General features: G+C 38.0%; 17 protein-coding genes and 2 pseudogenes. 9 read left to right on the top strand and 10 right to left on the bottom strand.

Annotated elements, in window-relative coordinates:
* Both ACJ004_RS08975 and ACJ004_RS08970 read right to left on the bottom strand, forming a co-directional pair.
* Positions 1–267 (bottom strand): hypothetical protein, encoded by a 267-nt coding sequence (locus ACJ004_RS08975; RefSeq protein WP_410892562.1) that lies wholly within the window; start codon positions 265–267, stop codon positions 1–3.
* Positions 239–376, bottom strand: coding sequence for a hypothetical protein (locus ACJ004_RS08970; RefSeq protein WP_410892561.1), 138 nt, complete (start codon positions 374–376; stop codon positions 239–241). Before ACJ004_RS08970 ends, ACJ004_RS08975 begins: the two co-directional genes overlap by 29 nt.
* A 265-nt stretch (positions 377–641) precedes the next feature.
* Between ACJ004_RS08970 and cysW the strand changes: the two genes are divergently transcribed.
* From cysW to ACJ004_RS08955, 3 genes are all read left to right on the top strand, one after another.
* Positions 642–1532 (top strand): sulfate ABC transporter permease subunit CysW, encoded by an 891-nt coding sequence (cysW, locus tag ACJ004_RS08965; protein WP_410892560.1) that lies wholly within the window; start codon positions 642–644, stop codon positions 1530–1532.
* Position 1533: 1 nt separating this feature from the next.
* The gene (locus ACJ004_RS08960) at positions 1534–2604 is read left to right on the top strand and encodes a sulfate/molybdate ABC transporter ATP-binding protein (RefSeq protein ID WP_410892559.1); all 1071 of its coding nucleotides are present in this window, start codon (positions 1534–1536) and stop codon (positions 2602–2604) included.
* 84 nt (positions 2605–2688) lie between these two features.
* On the top strand, positions 2689–3177 hold the full coding sequence (locus ACJ004_RS08955; protein ID WP_410892558.1) for an HIT family protein: 489 nt from the start codon (positions 2689–2691) through the stop codon (positions 3175–3177).
* Positions 3178–3299: 122 nt separating this feature from the next.
* On the opposite strand, the gene gnd is transcribed toward ACJ004_RS08955, so the two are convergent.
* The 4 genes from gnd to ACJ004_RS08935 form a co-directional block, all read right to left on the bottom strand.
* Positions 3300–4703 (bottom strand): decarboxylating NADP(+)-dependent phosphogluconate dehydrogenase, encoded by a 1404-nt coding sequence (gnd, locus tag ACJ004_RS08950; RefSeq protein ID WP_410892557.1) that lies wholly within the window; start codon positions 4701–4703, stop codon positions 3300–3302.
* 149 nt (positions 4704–4852) lie between these two features.
* A complete protein-coding gene (locus tag ACJ004_RS08945; RefSeq protein WP_410892556.1) occupies positions 4853–6199 on the bottom strand; it encodes a GntP family permease in 1347 nt (448 codons plus the stop codon).
* Between the two features lie 18 nt (positions 6200–6217).
* On the bottom strand, positions 6218–7762 hold the full coding sequence (gene gntK / locus ACJ004_RS08940) for a gluconokinase (RefSeq protein WP_410892555.1): 1545 nt from the start codon (positions 7760–7762) through the stop codon (positions 6218–6220).
* Positions 7762–8487, bottom strand: coding sequence for a GntR family transcriptional regulator (locus ACJ004_RS08935; protein ID WP_410892554.1), 726 nt, complete (start codon positions 8485–8487; stop codon positions 7762–7764). The genes gntK and ACJ004_RS08935 overlap by 1 nt, the downstream gene beginning before the upstream one ends.
* Before the next feature lie 236 nt (positions 8488–8723).
* Between ACJ004_RS08935 and ACJ004_RS08930 the strand changes: the two genes are divergently transcribed.
* Positions 8724–9437 (top strand): MOSC domain-containing protein, encoded by a 714-nt coding sequence (locus ACJ004_RS08930; RefSeq protein ID WP_410892553.1) that lies wholly within the window; start codon positions 8724–8726, stop codon positions 9435–9437.
* A 163-nt stretch (positions 9438–9600) separates the two neighbouring features.
* Here the strand turns inward: ACJ004_RS08930 and ACJ004_RS08925 are convergent, their stop codons facing one another.
* Together ACJ004_RS08925 and ACJ004_RS08920 are read right to left on the bottom strand one after the other, a co-directional pair.
* Positions 9601–10452, bottom strand: a complete 852-nt coding sequence (locus ACJ004_RS08925) for a hypothetical protein (protein WP_410892552.1) — start codon at positions 10450–10452, stop codon at positions 9601–9603.
* Between the two features lie 563 nt (positions 10453–11015).
* Complete coding sequence (locus tag ACJ004_RS08920; protein WP_410892551.1) at positions 11016–11357, bottom strand: YqzG/YhdC family protein; 342 nt, start codon at positions 11355–11357, stop codon at positions 11016–11018.
* Positions 11358–11529: 172 nt separating this feature from the next.
* Between ACJ004_RS08920 and ACJ004_RS08915 the strand changes: the two are divergent.
* From ACJ004_RS08915 to ACJ004_RS08900, 4 genes and pseudogenes are all read left to right on the top strand, one after another.
* Positions 11530–11976, top strand: a pseudogene (locus tag ACJ004_RS08915) (DUF3231 family protein); the annotation flags it as partial.
* A 66-nt stretch (positions 11977–12042) separates the two neighbouring features.
* A pseudogene (locus ACJ004_RS08910) lies at positions 12043–12609 on the top strand (GNAT family N-acetyltransferase); the annotation flags it as partial.
* Positions 12610–12666: 57 nt separating this feature from the next.
* Positions 12667–13203 carry a GNAT family N-acetyltransferase gene (locus tag ACJ004_RS08905; protein WP_410892654.1) on the top strand — a complete coding sequence of 179 codons (537 nt, stop codon included), beginning with the start codon at positions 12667–12669 and terminating at the stop codon, positions 13201–13203.
* Between the two features lie 153 nt (positions 13204–13356).
* Positions 13357–14775 carry a tetratricopeptide repeat protein gene (locus tag ACJ004_RS08900; RefSeq protein ID WP_410892550.1) on the top strand — a complete coding sequence of 473 codons (1419 nt, stop codon included), beginning with the start codon at positions 13357–13359 and terminating at the stop codon, positions 14773–14775.
* A 93-nt stretch (positions 14776–14868) separates the two neighbouring features.
* Here ACJ004_RS08900 and ACJ004_RS08895 read toward each other — a convergent pair whose 3' ends face one another.
* Positions 14869–15096 carry a hypothetical protein gene (locus ACJ004_RS08895; RefSeq protein WP_410892549.1) on the bottom strand — a complete coding sequence of 76 codons (228 nt, stop codon included), beginning with the start codon at positions 15094–15096 and terminating at the stop codon, positions 14869–14871.
* 321 nt (positions 15097–15417) lie between these two features.
* Between ACJ004_RS08895 and ACJ004_RS08890 the strand changes: the two genes are divergently transcribed.
* A complete protein-coding gene (locus tag ACJ004_RS08890) occupies positions 15418–15873 on the top strand; it encodes a DUF2269 family protein (RefSeq protein WP_410892548.1) in 456 nt (151 codons plus the stop codon).
* Positions 15874–15945: 72 nt separating this feature from the next.
* On the opposite strand, the gene ACJ004_RS08885 is transcribed toward ACJ004_RS08890, so the two are convergent.
* Entirely contained in the window at positions 15946–16716 is a 771-nt protein-coding gene (locus ACJ004_RS08885) for an alpha/beta hydrolase (protein WP_410892547.1), read from the bottom strand.
* Positions 16717–16900 lie beyond the last annotated feature (184 nt).

The following is a 16900-nucleotide window of genomic DNA, read 5'->3' as shown; positions in this document are numbered from 1 at the left end:
TTAGTGTTTTGGAAGAGGTTTTCTCTGTTTCGCAAACAAACCACCTGGTTTCGCAAACAAACTACCTGGTTCCGCAAACAAACTAGATAGTTTCGCAAACAAATTAGATAGTTCCGCAAACAAACTACCTGGTTTTACAAACAAACTAGATAGGTTCGCAAACAAACCAGATAGGTTCGCAAACAAACCAGATAGGTTCGCAAACAAACCAGATAGTTCCGCAAACAAACTAGATAGTTTATGCAAACAAACTAGATTGTTCCGCAAACAAACCACCTGGTTTCGCAAACAAACTAGATAGTTTCGCAAACAAACCACCTGGTTTCGCAAACAAACCAGATAGTTTCGCAAACAAACCACCTGGTTTCGCAAACAAATTAGATAGTTCCGCAAACAAACATCTGTAACAAAGCGAAATATTTGAAAAATTGGCTGATTGCATCAAAATTGTTGTTTTTACTAGTGTAAAATTACACCTTATCAGGTAGCTTATATAACTTATCAGCCGGATCTGACCTTTTATCAGCGAAACTAAGTCATATATCAGCGAAATCAAAATTAGCAACAATATTTTTTGCTAAGAACCAATACTGACTCTTCTAAAAAAGAGGATATAAATTTAAGTCCAGAAGGAGGTACCTATGGCAGGAAATGTTCCAATACAATATTCAACAAGTACAAGGCCTCTAACGACAGCACACAATTCAGAGCCTCGCCTTGTCCGCTGGTTACTAATCACACTGGCATTAGCATTTTTAGGTCTATTTTTAGTGATACCACTGGTGGCCATTTTTATAAAAGCCTTTGATAAAGGTGCAGCAGTTTTTCTAAAGGCGATTAGCAATCCAGATGCATTATCGGCAATCAAGTTAACCTTGATCATAACCTTGATTACGGTACCGCTTAATGCCATCTTTGGTGTGGCAGCTGCTTGGGCCGTTACCAAGTTCAATTTTAAGGGGAAAAGTCTATTAATTACGATTATTGATTTGCCTTTTGCCATCTCGCCAGTGATTGCGGGATTGGTGTTTGTTCTATTATTTAGTGCACATGGCTTATTTGGACAATGGTTAATCGATCATAATATCAAAATAATCTTTGCGGTACCTGGAATCGCTTTGGCTACACTTTTAGTAACGCTGCCCTTTGTCGCCCGTGAACTGATCCCATTAATGCAAACTCAGGGGACGGCCGATGAGGAAGCTTCTTTGACGCTGGGGGCAAGCGGCTGGAAGACATTCCTTTTGGTGACTTTGCCTAATATAAAATGGGGACTATTATATGGGATTATCCTCTGCAGTGCTCGCGCAATTGGGGAGTTTGGAGCCGTTTCGGTTGTTTCGGGACATATCCGCGGATTGACCAATACGATGCCGCTCCATATCGAGATTTTATACAATGAATATCAATTTTCCGCCGCCTTCGCGGTTGCTTCCTTAATGTCATTGTTCGCCATTATCACTCTCATTGTAAAAAATGTGATTGAATGGAAAGCCAGAAAGTCATTTGAATCTGAAGAAGGAGCACACTAAGATGAGTATTCAAATCCAAAATATCTCAAAATCATTTGGAAACTTTCAAGCTCTTGACCAAATCAATCTTGATATACAAACGGGGGAACTCGTTGCCCTGCTTGGTCCGTCCGGTTCTGGGAAAACATCGCTGCTCAGGATTATCGCAGGTTTAGAAGCAGCCAACCAAGGGGCCATTCTGTTTGGGGAAGAAGACATCACTCATATCAGTACAAAGGAACGGAAAGTAGGATTTGTATTTCAGCATTATGCCTTGTTTCGTCATATGACTGTTTTTGAAAATGTTGCTTATGGATTAAAAGTCCGGCCAAGAAAAACCCGTCCTTCTAAAAACGAAATAAAAGAAAAAGTTATCGAATTACTAAAGCTAGTAAAACTAGAGGCCTTTGCGGATAGGTATCCATCTCATTTGTCAGGAGGGCAACGACAGCGGGTCGCATTAGCACGGGCATTGGCGGTTGAACCCAAGGTGCTGTTGTTAGATGAACCGTTTGGTGCTTTAGATGCCAAGGTTCGGAAAGACCTTCGCAGATGGTTGAGAAAACTTCATGATGATTACCAGATTACGAGCATTTTTGTGACCCATGACCAAGAAGAGGCGCTAGATGTAGCCGACCGAGTAGTTGTGATGAATGAGGGGAAGATTGAGCAAATCGGCACGCCAGAAGAGGTGTATGAAAATCCCAACAGTCCTTTTGTCTATCATTTTTTAGGAAATGTAAATTTGTTTAAAGGGCGTCTGCATAAGGGGAAATTACGGCATGGTAATTTTGAAGTAGATGCCCCGGAATTTTCGGGGACAGAGAATACAGAAGCAGTAGGGTACGTTCGCCCGCATGATATAAGTATTGAAAGAGAAGCAAGCCTTGATTCAGTTTCTGCAAAGATTAATTATATTCACCAAGTCGGAGCTGCTGTCCAACTTGAACTGATTCGGAAAGATAATGGCGAGTACCTAGAAGTGGAGCTAAGAAAAGAGCAATTTCGAAGCCTCAATCTAAAAACAGGGGAAGAAGTGTTTGTAAAGCCTAAACAATTAAAGGTTTTTATCCCTCAGGATTATTCTATTTAATATTACGTTCTTTATAGTAATATTGGTAAAAATTATATAAGATTCTTTTAGTAATCTTATATAATTTTTACAGGGGGAGTATCATTGAGAAAAATCACTTTATCAAATGGAAATACAGTCGAGGTGGAATGTTTAAGCTGCGCCTTAACAAGTGGTTTGATTGAGCCTGATGGAGGTGTCGTCCTTGAGACTGAACATTTCCATGCTCATCAAGACGTGGCCTATCCCATTAAAGGATTAATGATTGTTGCGTCCAAACGGCATATTAAATGTCTCGATGAACTAACGGAAGTAGAGAAGGCAGATTACATAAATATACTCGCCAAAATAAGAAAAGCACAAAGGGAAGTCCTCGGAATTGAATATGTTTATTATTTTTACAATGAAGATACCACTCATCATTTTCACACCTGGATGGTCCCACGCTATGAGTGGATGTACCAATTTGGACGGTCTGTGGAATCGGTCAGGCCCGTATTATTGCACGCTAGAAATGAAATGAATCATGAAGAAAATCTCAAAGAAGTGATGGAAGCTATTAAACAGCTGACTATCGAGCTAAATAAAGAGTGAGTTCCATAATGATCCTCAAATAGTAATTATTCGTTTCATTCTATTTTTACTCTATGCAAAATTAGAACAAAGTCCTATACTCAATTCTGAGTATAGGACTTTTATGATTGATAAAAGGATATTTAGTTCCAGTCTGTATGAAAGACTCCTTCGATATCTTTTCGCTCATACGTATGGGCACCGAAATAATCACGTTGTGCCTGTAAAAGGCTTGCATTTGAATTGCCTTTCCGGTAACTGTCAAAGTAAGAAAGTGAAGTGCTTAAGCATGGAAATGAGATACCGGAATTAATACCCTCGCATACGATTTTCCTTAGACCCGATTGATACTCTTTAACTTTTCCGGCGAAAAATGGTGCGATTAATAAATTCTTTAGATTGGCTTGGGTCTGATAGGCTTCACTAATAACATTTAAAAACTCGGCACGAATGATGCAGCCACCGCGGAAAATTAGCGCAATCTCCTCTAATGGCAAGTTCCAGTCATAGAGGTCAGAAGTTATTTTATATTGTGTAAACCCTTGGGCATAGGCACAGACTTTGCCCATATATAATGCTTGTCTTACGAATTCAATCCATAAATCTTTATCTAAATCCTGCTGATTCATTTCCGGTCCTTCTAATATTTCATCTGCAAGGACACGCTCTTCTTTTAAAGTAGATACATAACGGGAGAACAATGACTCCGTAATAATGGATAGGGGAATCCCGTTATCAATCGCTTGCATGCTTGTCCATTTCCCTGTGCCCTTATTCCCTACTTTATCAAGGATGACATCGATCAGTGGTAAGCCCGTTTTTTCATCCTTTTTCTTTAAAATTTCCGCCGTGATTTCGATGAGGTAACTTTTCAGCTCACCCTGATTCCAAGTTTCAAAGACATCTGCAATTTCATTCACAGATAATTGCAACGTCTCCCTTAAAAAGGAATAAGCCTCAGTAATTAGTTGCATATCCGCATACTCAATCCCGTTATGAACCATTTTCACAAAATGTCCGGCACCTTTTGGACCAATATACGTACAACATGGGGTCCCGTCCACTTGGGCAGCTATTTTCGTAAGAATAGGTGCTACCTTTTCATACACTTCTCTATCTCCGCCTGGCATGATCGAAGGTCCATTTAAAGCACCAACTTCTCCACCAGAAATACCAATCCCTAAATAATCAATTCCTTTAGACTTCAAGTCATCATATCTTCGGGCCGTATCTTCGTAATGAGAGTTACCGCCGTCCATGATAATATCACCAGTCTCAAGAAAAGGAACTAATGAGGAAATCACGGAATCGATCGCTGCTCCAGCGGTCACCATAAGAAAGATCTTCCTAGGGGTTTCCAAGGACTGAACAAAGCTTTGCACGTCGTAGTGTGGATCGATTGATTGATTTTCAATTCTATGTAAGAGTCTATCTGTTAAATCTCGTGTGTAATTATAGACCGCTACTTTTTCACCTTTATTAGCCATATTTAAGGCAATGTTGCTGCCCATTACTCCTAAACCAATAACACCAATTGAATTGTTCATTGTACATTCTTCTCCTTTAAAAAAATATGAAAGGGCAGTAAATCCACCGCATGCATCCTTAGCGGATCCTAAGCATAAGAGGGGATACTGCCTTGAACTAACGACCAACAGTGGGGATACATTGTACCGCCCACCGTTGGATATTCATCTTAAACAAATATACTTAGTAATAGAATGAACCCTAATCCAGCTACTGAAATAATCGTCTCAAGTAATGTCCATGTTGCGAATGTTTCTTTCATGCTTAAACCAAAATACTCTTTGAACATCCAGAAACCAGCATCATTAACATGTGAGGCAATTAAGCTGCCTGCTCCTGTTGCAAGTACAACTAAAGCAAGGTTAACATCAGTTTGACCTAACATCGGGATCACTAAACCAGCAGTGGTTAATGCTGCAACAGTAGCAGATCCTAAGGAAATACGTAAAATTGCTGCGATGATCCATGCTAGTAAAATTGGTGAGATAGAAGTTCCTTTAAATAATTCAGCTACATAGTCCCCTACATGGCCATTAATTAATACTTGTTTAAAGGCACCGCCGCCCCCAATGATTAAGAGCATCATGCCGATGTGTGTAATTGCTTCTGTACAAGAATCCATTACATTTTTGATCGGAATCTTTCTTGCCAATCCCATTGTATAAATAGCAAATAATAAAGAGATTACCATGGCAGGGGATGCACCGCCAACAAATCGGATAATGGCAAGTAAAGTGTTATCTGCAAATCCCATTGTTTTTTGAAGCAAAGTAATAATTGTAGCGATTGACATTAGAATTACAGGAAGCATTGCAGTAAATACACTGATTCCAAATCCAGGTGTGTCTTCAAGTTTGAACGTTTTTTGTTCACCTAAAGAGGCGATATTACCAGTTTTTGAAAATGATGCAGGAACCAATTTTTTCGCTAGCTTTGTAAATAATGGTCCAGCTATAAAGACAGTTGGAATAGCAATAATGAAACCGTAAAGTAATACTTCCCCAAGATCTGCACCATATTCACCTGCAATGGTGGTTGGTCCTGGATGCGGCGGTAAAAATCCGTGTGTTACCGATAAAGCTGCTGCCATTGGAATACCAAGATAAAGAATAGAAACCTTTAGTTGTTTAGAAATCGCAAATACAATTGGAATTAATAAAACTAGTCCTACTTCAAAAAATAAAGCGATACCAATAATGAATGAAGCTACTACTACAGCCCACTGAATGTTTTTTTCGCCAAATTTATTAACCAGAGTCATCGCAATACGCTGCGCGCCTCCTGAATCTGCAATTAATTTACCCAACATTGCACCAAGTCCAAAGATTAGTGCTATATGTCCAAGTGTTCCGCCTAACCCAGCTTCAATTGTTGCAATGATTTCGTCTAATTTCATTCCAAGTGCGATGGCCACACCGAATGAGACAATGATTAGTGAAACAAAAGTATTTAATTTAAGGCCCATGATTAAAACCAGTAATGCTATAATTCCTAATGCAACTATAACTAATGGCATGATAATTCCCCCAAAAATTTATATATTTTTATTAATTAATCCTCTTTGATAATTGGCAATCCGTGTATAATCTACTTCTAATACTCTCGATAAGTTAATAAAGATTGGCAGTAATTCTCTATACTCTCTTGCTGCGTCCTCTTTAGGTGTATGTTTGTGGGTACTTCCAATCATTTCAGAAACAACATCAAACGAATCGATTTTTCCTGTCGCATAAAGGCCTAAGATACAAGCACCCAGACATGAACTTTCATAGCTTTCGGGCACAACAACTTCTAAGTCAAAGATATCTGACATCATTTGACGCCATACATCTGACCTTGCGAACCCGCCTGTTGCTTGGATACGGGTTACAGGCCCTTCCATGCATTCAAGTAAAGCCAGAAATACCGTGTATAAATTGTAAATCACACCTTCAAGGGCAGCGCGAATCATATGTTCTTTCTTGTGCGCCATTGTTAAGCCGAAAAATGACCCACGAACATCTGGATTCCATAATGGTGCACGTTCTCCTGCAAGGTATGGATGGAATATCAATCCATCAGCTCCTGGTCTAACACCTTCCGCTATTTTTGTTAGTACTTCATACGGATCAATGCCCAGTCTTTTCGCGGTTTCTACCTCGGAAGCGGCAAATTCATCCCGGATCCAGCGGAAGACCATCCCGCCATTGTTAACTGGTCCGCCAATAACCCAATGTTTTTCTGTTAAGGCGTAGCAAAAGATTCGGCCCTTTTCGTCGGTTTGCGGCTGGTCAATGATGGTACGAATCGCTCCGCTTGTACCAATTGTGACGGCAATCTCACCTTTTCGAATCGCATTTACGCCAAGATTGGAAAGGACTCCATCACTGGCACCAATCACAAAAGGAGTTTCTGGATCAATCCCCATTTGTTTTGCTAATTCAAGATTACAGTTGGTGAAAATCTCTGTCGTTGGCACGAGTCTTGATAATTGCTCACTCGAAATACCGGCTATTTCTAATGCTTCCTGATCCCAATCAAGTTTTTTGAGATCCATCATGCACATAGCTGATGCAAGCGAATGATCGACAACGTATTGGTCAAAGAACTTTTTAAAGATATATTCTTTGATCCCGATATATTTTTTCGCTTTTTCAGCTATTTCAGGATGTTCATTCACAATCCAAGTAATCTTACTTAATGGTGACATAGGATGAATCGGCGTTCCTGTCCGTTTGTAGACTTCATGGCCATTTAATTCATCTTTTATTTTATGAGTCCAAGCTTCACTGCGATTATCTGCCCACGTGATACAAGGCGTCAGCGGTTGATCATTTTCATCCATAGCAATGAGACTATGCATTGCACTACTAAAAGAAATAAACGAAATTTCTTTTTGTGGGTGTTGTTTCATGATATTCGAAATAGCTTTTACAACAGCTGAAAAAATCTCTTCTGGGTCTTGTTCAGCTGTCGAAATATCAGGTGTGTAGAGAGGGTAACCGATATTCTCTTGTTGGATGACTTCGCCTTTTTCACTAAATAAAACGGCTTTTGTGCTTGTCGTTCCGATGTCTAACCCTAACATATAGCTTGTCATTATTCTTGCACTACTCCTTTAGAAAGCATTTGTTGAGACCTCCAAAGGTCTTCTACTTTCCCTTGAACGTCATCAAAATTTTGATGCAATGATTTAATCATGAGGTCTCTATTTTTTGTATCGATTGCTTCAATATAAAGTTGATGATTTTCCACAATCCTTGGAAAGTCTTCGTAGTTTTTCTCGAAACGGACCCGCATTGATAAAAGAATGAATGCTTCCATTACCGGTTTTGCATTATTCCAAATCATCATGATGTAGGAATGATTAATTGCTCGAATAATCGTTTCATGGAATATAACATCTTGAAATGAAAACTCATCAGCGTCATGATATTTTATGGCAATTTTCATCATTTCGAGTATTTTACTCAGTTCTTTCACTAACTCTTTGGTGTCTAATTTTACAAGCCGTTCAAATACAAATGTTTCGATCAGTAAGCGGACATCATAAATTTCTTCAATTTCCTTGTCTGATAATCCAAGAACAATTGCACCCATTCTTTCTAGACGAATCAAATTTTCAGACGCTAGTGTTTTTAAGGCTTCGCGAATCGGTGACCGACTCACTTCAAAATCTGCGGCTAATTTATTTTCAGATAGGGTGGTACCGCTTTCAATTAAACCAGAAATAATCTGCATCCTAAGCTCACATGTTACACGATCACCTGCGGAGGCTTTTGAAAGCCACTTTGTGGGATACAATAATTCCTTTGATTCTTTCATCGTCTCACCTTCTTAATTAATACGAGTATACTTGTATACAAGTATTATAGAATATATATTTAAAATTGCAAGCGCTTTTTTTACGAGATAATGACAAAGGTAGAAGGTTTATTAATTATTCTTAACGAATTTAATAAAAATAATGTCGAAAAAGCTCAATTTAATAAGGCTCATGAAGAAGAGGCAATGTTGCATGGATGAAAAAATTGGCATTTATTTTTTAGGAGGGAATCAAAATGAGTATTGTTCTAAGACAAGTATTTATAGGTTTGCCAAAAACGGTGGGAATGAAAGAGGCAAAGAATCCGATGGAAAGGGAATGGACAAGTGCCATTTTTAAAGAGCCGGTCCAAGGACCTGTTTGGGTGGGGAAAACGGGTTTGGCAGGCGATGGACAATGGGATACCGAACATCATGGCGGGGCGGAAAAAGCCGTTTTTGCTTATGCCATTGAAAATTATACATATTGGCAAAAGGAACTTGGGTTTTCTGAGATTACAGCCGGCGGAATGGGCGAGAATCTTGTCATGGAACAACTAACAGAGGAAATGATTTCGATAGGCGACACGTTCCAGATTGGTGAGGCGGTCGTCCAAATATCGCAGCCAAGACAGCCCTGCTGGAAACCAGCACGCCGATTTAAAGTCAAGACCTTAGCGCTGTTATTACAAAATACGGGGAGAACGGGCTGGTATTTTCGCGTGTTAAAAGAGGGGAATATCGAAAAAGGGCAGACGCTTACTTTGCTCGAACGGCCATTTCCACAGTGGACGATCCAAAAGTGTAATCAAGTAATTCATGCGAAGCAACAAAACTTTGATGAAATACGCGAACTTTCCCAGTGCGAATTACTTGCACCTGGCATGAGAGAGACGTTGGCGAAAAGGGTAGAAAAGATGGAAACCCCAGATATCAGTAGTAGAGTTTTTGGACCCAATGAATTGGATTAGCTTTAAATCTAAATATACAGGGGAAAATGCTAAGAATATGGTGTATTGACGAACGTCCGAGCGTGAGAAAAGAGGGGTTATTGGCTACCGAAAGGCTGAAAAAGAAGAGGTGTCGGTAGCCAATAGTGGTTATTGACAACCATCTTAAATAGGTCAATATTTTTTACCCTTTCACCGTCGGTGGCTTAGACAATCTTTTATCAATAATTCCTGCTAACAGGAGGATCAGTATCGATAAACAGATATAGTAAGGTTGGTCCCACCAGACTAGACTACGAAGGATTCCCACTCCAATAAGTACTCGATTCACCACATACATAAGGAAACCAGTGAGAAAATATTTAATCCAATTCCTTTTTAAGGTAAGTTTCGTCATTAGATAATAAAACAGACTGTCACATAAATAGAAAATGGCACCAAATGCAATTGAGTCACGACTTGAATTTTCAAACCAGCCAAGAGAGTATATGCGATTTGAGAAAAAAATGATGGGTAAAACATGTGCACTGGCAGAGATTGAGCCGATTATTAAATAGAGAATCCAAAAATATTTGAATCCTTTAGAAGGTTGTAAAATCCAATTATAATAAATCTTAGCAGAAGCAAAATAAAAAGGGAGCCCGAGTCCCGTATATGCTAATCTCCACCAATTATGAGAATAGATATGAAGTTTTAAAAATAACCATTCGATTCCCACAAATAATCCTGAAAATAAGACAATCCATATCCAATTTAAACCGAATGTAGCTATTAAGGTGGCTGCGATCGGCAAAGAAAAAGCATTTGAGACAAATGCTCCCAAATTGTTGTCATAAAAGTTATTGTACTTGATAAAATTTGGATTATAATCATAACTTCTTAAGAAATTATAGATAAAAGTCTCAACAATGTAAGCTCCACCTATCATCGTTAATAATAGATATAGTGATTGAGTATTTCTTTTTTTGATTAGAATAAAACAAAATAAACTGATGCTTAAAACAAGTAATGCATAGTACCAATATGAATTGTGCATAATGTTCACTCCGATAAAAACTGGATTAAAGATAGTTTGTTCCTAAGCATGAAATTTATGCAATTTCTACCAACACGTAAAAAACATATTTCTTCAATGGAATCTGTGTTCCTACCGGTTTCTGGTTGAGAATTCTTAGGTTCAGGCATAAGCTGTTGCACCTTCTTTCACTGCCAAGTTGTTTTCAACATTAACAACGTTTATTTACTTCTTGTTGTTACATGAAAACTGGCATTTAAAAAAATTTGTCGTTATTTCTGTGATTAAATTTCTAATTTAGTCGATATTACTTGGCGAAGGGCTCTTTGAATGTTTGACAGTGCCCATAGAAGGTAAAAAAGGAGTTGGAAAGGCACGCTGAAAGGTCGACAGTGCCCATAGAAGTTAAAAAAGAAGTTGGAAGGGCACACTGAAAGGCCGACAGTGCCCAAAGAGGGTGAAAAAGGAGTTAGATGGTCACTCTGAAAGTTTGACAGTCCCCAAAGAGGGTGAAAAAGGAATTGGAAGGGCACGCTGAAAGGTCGATAGTGCCAATAGAAGATGAAAAAGTGAACGGAAAAAGACTATCTTGATGTCTCTTCAAAAGAAATTTTTACGACCTTTTCAGTCACCTGGTTAAATTCTATATTTACGAAAACACCGAATTCCTTATTGTTATCTTTTAACCAAAGTTTGAACTTTTCGGTAGAGGTTTGTGGACCGCTTGTTCTTCCTATGTGAAGATAGTCAATGATTTTGGCATGGGGATACTTTTCATGGGTTTTTTTTAGTGCTAGAGTACCCCACTTTGCATATGGAGGTATTGGTTTTTGTTGGGCAGACACTTTATTCATGGCTGACAGTGGACTTACATTTCCTGAGAAGAGAAACGTGGTAATAAATAAACTAATTAGAAGCTTTTTCATAAAATTACCCTCTTTGTTTTTACTCATATGATTTCATTTCGAGCCATAACTTATGTAGTTTTAATGAACCATTTATTTGTAAATTTTTACAAAAAATAATTTAGGTTTATTCATAACTCCCATTATTCTGGTAAAAATACAATTGAGGTGGCGACTTATGGATAAAGAAAAATTACAACTGTCCCTTAAGAAAAGCATTGTGGGGAAAGCCCTTTATATAGGATTTAGTCAGGTTGCTCAATCAGCAGAAGTAAGAAAATTTATGACTAAATCTCAAACCACGGCTAATCAACATATCTCAACCTTTTCTAAAATCCTGAAAGAAGATAACTTACCGACTCCTCGCTCCATGGAAACGGAAGTGACCACGTCGTCAGAGTCTCCATTTTCCGATAAATTAATGTTGTATCATATAGGATTCTTGGCGCAGGTTGCTCAAGCCTATCATGGGACTGGTTTAGCAGCGGCCATGAGATCAGACCTAGTTGCAGCTTATGAAACCATTATTCTAAAAAATTTACTCGTAACGAAAAAGTGGTTTAATATTATGGAGAAAAATAAGTGGTTAGAGCAGCCACCCCTTGCACCTAATCGAACCGAAATTGCTAAAGAAGAATAAGTCATTCCAAAAAGCCAAGATGTAGTCGATATCTCGGCTTTTTATGTTTTCGAATGATTAACAGGAATGGTGATAGTCATTATAGAATTAATAAAAAGAGATAGATCATATACCATTTTCGAATTGGTAACGGTCGAAATGGAATTTCATCAAGGAGAGGGGATTACTTTGAATATAAAATTACTAGATGCCTCTGATGCAGAAAGCTATTGGGCACTAAGACTGGAAGCACTTAAGCAAAATCCAGAAGCATTCTTAACGAGCTATGGAGACGCGATAAAAAGAGAAAATCCCATTGATCAAGTTGCCCGCAACTTCTCCACAGAAGGAAACTATACCTTCGGAGCATTTGATAACAATGAACTGATTGGAGTAGTCACATTACTACACGAAACTGCGGAGAAAATCCAGCATCGGGCCAATATTTATGCGATGTATGTTACGCCAAAAAAGCAGGGTTTCGGTGTGGGGAAAGCATTAATGACAGCGGCCATTAATAAAGCCCAAACGATTAAAGCGATTGAGAAAATAAATTTATCTGTAATGGCAAGCAATGAAAAAGCGAAACAACTTTATAGTAAGTTAGGTTTTCAAGTATATGGGTTTGAGGAAAATGCCGTTAAAGATAATGGAGTCTATTATAATGACCTTCATATGGTGTTACATTTGAATTCAGTGAAGGAAGAGTCCATTTTTAAAGGAGAAAATATCTACATTCGTCCATTTTCTGAAGAAGATGCAGTGCCACTCCTTCGTTTACAAACAGACAATCGCCCTTTTTTCGAAAAGTTTTCAATGGAGCGGAAGGAAGATTTCTATACGGTTGACACTCAACTTCAGCGGATTCAGACGTATCAAGAAGAAAGTAGCAACGATCAGAGTTATACGTTTGGAATTTTCACAAATGAGGGCAGGTTAATTGGGACGATTAATCTTTTTCAAGTACTCAGAGGCTCACTTCAAAGTGCCTTCATAGGATACTTTTTAGATGAAAAGCATAATGGGAAAGGGTACATGACTGAGGCTGTAATACTTCTGGTGGAATATGCATTTAAGGAATTGAAATTACACCGGATAGAGGCCGGTGTCATGCCACACAATATTGGTTCCATTCGGGTGCTGGAGAAATCGGGTTTTCATAAAGAAGGTTTAGCTTTGAAAAATGTGAAGATCAACGGGAAATGGGAAGACCATCAGGTACTAGCGGTTATTAACCCGAATGATTAGGAGGGACTAGTAATCGATCTAACGAATAAATCAAGACTTAATTCAAAGGAGAGGCCCTAGCGTAAGGACCTCTTTTTTTCAATTATGTTATAATAAAGTCACGAAAGTAAATGGTATTAAAATGTGTATATTATGATTGGGGGCAAAAGTGTAATGGAAAAAAAAGAAATGATGCCAACTGATATTTTCATAAAAGATAAAAAACATATGGTAAAAGGAAATGTAATAAGGGCAGCGGTATTTGCACGCAGTAAGGTAATCGAAGTAAGTACAGCGGACCAAGAAAGCTATTATCTAATTTTTTATAAACATTCCCTTATATTTGGTGGGCAGCTTGATCATGCCGAAGAGGGAACATTTTTATATAAAGCCATTCATCAAGGAATTATTATTGAATCCCCCCATCCAATCTTACATGCATTAACCCCCGAGGTAACCGTCACTATTCCGAATAAAAGCAACCTTTTTTCTCATCTCCAACTTCATTATTCACCTCTGGAAATAGTCTATATTTTAACTACACTTGACTCCTTTTTTGAAAAGGAACAGCTGATCAAGGCCATTGATAAGGTCTTTTATCACTATAGAAGAAGCGGTAAATTTATGAAATCCTACCAAGTCATTCAAATGTTAGCTGAGTTCGCACCAACTTTAAAATCTGCACAAGAACGTATGGCTGCTCACGAATTTAGTTCATCCCAACATTTTTACCATTCCTCCAGTTTAACTGCCATCCTAACCAAGGACCCTCTATATGTTGAATTACATTGCTTCAAAAATCGAACCAATCCAGATAACCGAATCGTATTAGAAGAAATCGTCAGTAAACAAGACGGAATAGATGAGTTATTGCTTTGGTTAGAAAATGCAGAGAAAACCAACGTGAATAAAACGCTTGAAAAGTATACGGGCATCGCCTTACGTTTTGTAACAATGGAAGAATGGATGCTGATTTTAGCTCAGATTAACATCAATCCGTTTCATGCACTGCCTGATACAAAATCTTTTATCAAAAAAATGCTTCAAGACGGTCATTATGAGAAAGCTGCCTTATGTTTATTAAACTTTATCGATGATTTGCCTGCCTCCTACGATGCCATTCTCCTTGTTTTATGGGAACATTCCGACCCGAAATTTGTCATTGCTCATTTTGAGCAATTCATTAAGTTATTGCGGCACCTTCCTCACCAAGAGAAGATAAAACACTATGAAAGTATGGTCTTTCAAATTGCTGAAATCTTACTAAAAGAGGATGATCTGAAAACCGTTCATGAAAAACTAATTCCAATTGAGAAGGTTATTCCTGGTCTTGAGGTGATTAGAAAGATCAGTGAGATGGTTGGATTATTAGAGAATCCTGATCGGATGATGGATTTGGGTGATTATTATGCGGAGTTTAAACAATACGATCAAGCCATCGAATGTTTCTTTTGGGAGATGGAATTGCAACCGCAAAATCCTTCTCCAGTACGGAAAATCAGTAAAATGTATCAATCAAAAGGGATGGTAAAAGAGGCGGCAGCGTATCAAAAGGTTTTTACTCAATTAAAAAGTAGTCAAGAAACAGGATGATGCCTTTTCATCGGCAAAAATAGGGCACAAAAAAGGTCATCAGACGAGTCTTCCTGATGACCTTGAGCGATTTTAGATGTGTTAATGAATCAACTAAATTCTGTTTTTAACATCAACTCTAATTAATTCGATAATATTCTCGGATAAATTAGCAGGCAGTGATGTACCATTCTTAAAAACCCAGGCATTCACTACTTCTAGGTCTCCCTTTTTAAAGGTAATACTATAATCCTCATCCTGATAAGTAAAATCAGCGGTTACTTCTTCTTGGTCGTATGCTTCTTCATCAATAATCATATTTAAAATTTCATAAGGTTTCATGGGAATGCTCCTTTGTATCATTCTATATGTAAGGTTTTTTTCGCATAGATTGTTGGTTTTCGTATAAGTTCATCAACCCATATAACTATTTGCTTCGTGGCATCTTTTCGTATGAATTTTTGCGAAAATTGCCTAGAAACTAGGTAAATTCCTTATAAAGCTCCAAAAGCAACAAAGTTTACGAAAAGAGCCTTATGTAAATAGGGTTAACTTTAAAAATTTGTTTATTCAAAAGCAACCACAAAACTACTATATTTCGCTTTAATATATTAAATAAGAATATGATAAAATGAGGATTGGAGAGAATGGAGGTTGGCAAGAATGGTTTCTTTCTATAAAATCCTTGTTTTTATACATATTTTTTCAGCCATCTTAGGGATGGGGCCGGGCTTCATTTTAACAACGGTGGTCAAATCTGGAAAAAACATGACCGAATTAAGACATTCCTACAGTATTAGACATAGGCTGCATATCTTTGTCATGGTCGGAGGCATTCTTTTATTAATGACAGGGCTAGGTATGGGTTTCCTTAACCCAAGCCTATTTCAGATGGGATGGTATGTAACAAGTTTGGTTCTTTTTTTGGCAGCCCTTGCTATTGGTCCACTTGTCTTATCACCTAGGTCAAAACCGGTAAAAGCTCTTTTAGAATCCCATAAAGGCGAAGAGATTCCCGAGGAATATTGGAGCTTATCAAAAATACTCTTTCGATTTGAAAACCTAGAAAATGTAATTTTTATCATCATCATCTCTCTGATGATCTTAAAACCGTTCTAAAAAGGGTGTCAGGCACCAACATGGTGCCTGACACTACTGCCTATATCTTATTCATAGAGTAAAAGGAAGCATTTATGAAAATAAGTAGGATAGTACGGTAGGAATTCTTTTTCTAAAGAAAATATAAGAATGTTCCGCATCCTCGACAAGCTGGAAGTTAAGAACGGTTATTTTCGCGTTCAATATCTCATGGACTCGATTTGTAAGGTCAAGGAAAACGTGGTTCATTTCTTCGTCCGTACCAACTTCTTTTGTTCCAAAGTCCATATAAAACTTTTCGATTTCAGATAAGTCAGAGGTTTTTAATAGTCTTTCGATTTCCTCTTGATTTCGATAGAATGCAGGTGATAAAACAGCGATTCTTTTGAAAATATGCGGGTAGCGGCAGGCAGCATATGTGGAGATTAATCCACCTAATGATATTCCAGCCATCGATGTATGATTTTCAAGGGTCGGGTACTTTTCATCAATGAATGGTTTTAGTTCATTCACAATAAAATCTATATATTCTTTACCTCGGCCTCCAGATGGACTGGCATATCCTAAGATTTGTTTGCTTACTTCCCCATTCACCCACGGGCAGTATTCGTTGACCCGTTCTTCCCCCTCAGGATTTAAATCAATGGCAACAACAATCAGCTCTAGTCCACTCTTGTCTAAGTAATCTTTCATTCCCAAAGATAACCCTTTAATGGCACCATCATCTTCAAAAACGTTTCGTCCGTCATGCATATACAATACTGGAAATCTCTTATTTTCGTTGGTATAGCTATCAGGCAGATATACTCTAATCAATCGATCTTGCTTGAAAGATGTCATATAAACAGGGAAAATTTCTAACACGTTGTCCACCTACATTCTCAAGATTCCTTTCTTCAAATTTACCATAATTTTCATTAGATTCGTTAATTTTTATTTTAAAAAATGGAAGAGTGTATAATGCGGAAAAAAAGCCGAGTTTGTTAGATTGGTATTGGGGTTGATCTCAAAAAAAGATTTGGGTTTAGAATTTGGAGGATTTACCTAA

It is taken from the genome of Neobacillus sp. 204 (assembly GCF_046562815.1).
Taxonomy (GTDB): Bacteria; Bacillota; Bacilli; order Bacillales; family Cytobacillaceae; genus Neobacillus.
Note: the sequence above shows the minus strand (reverse complement) of the source record. Positions and strands in the feature narration are given on the sequence as shown.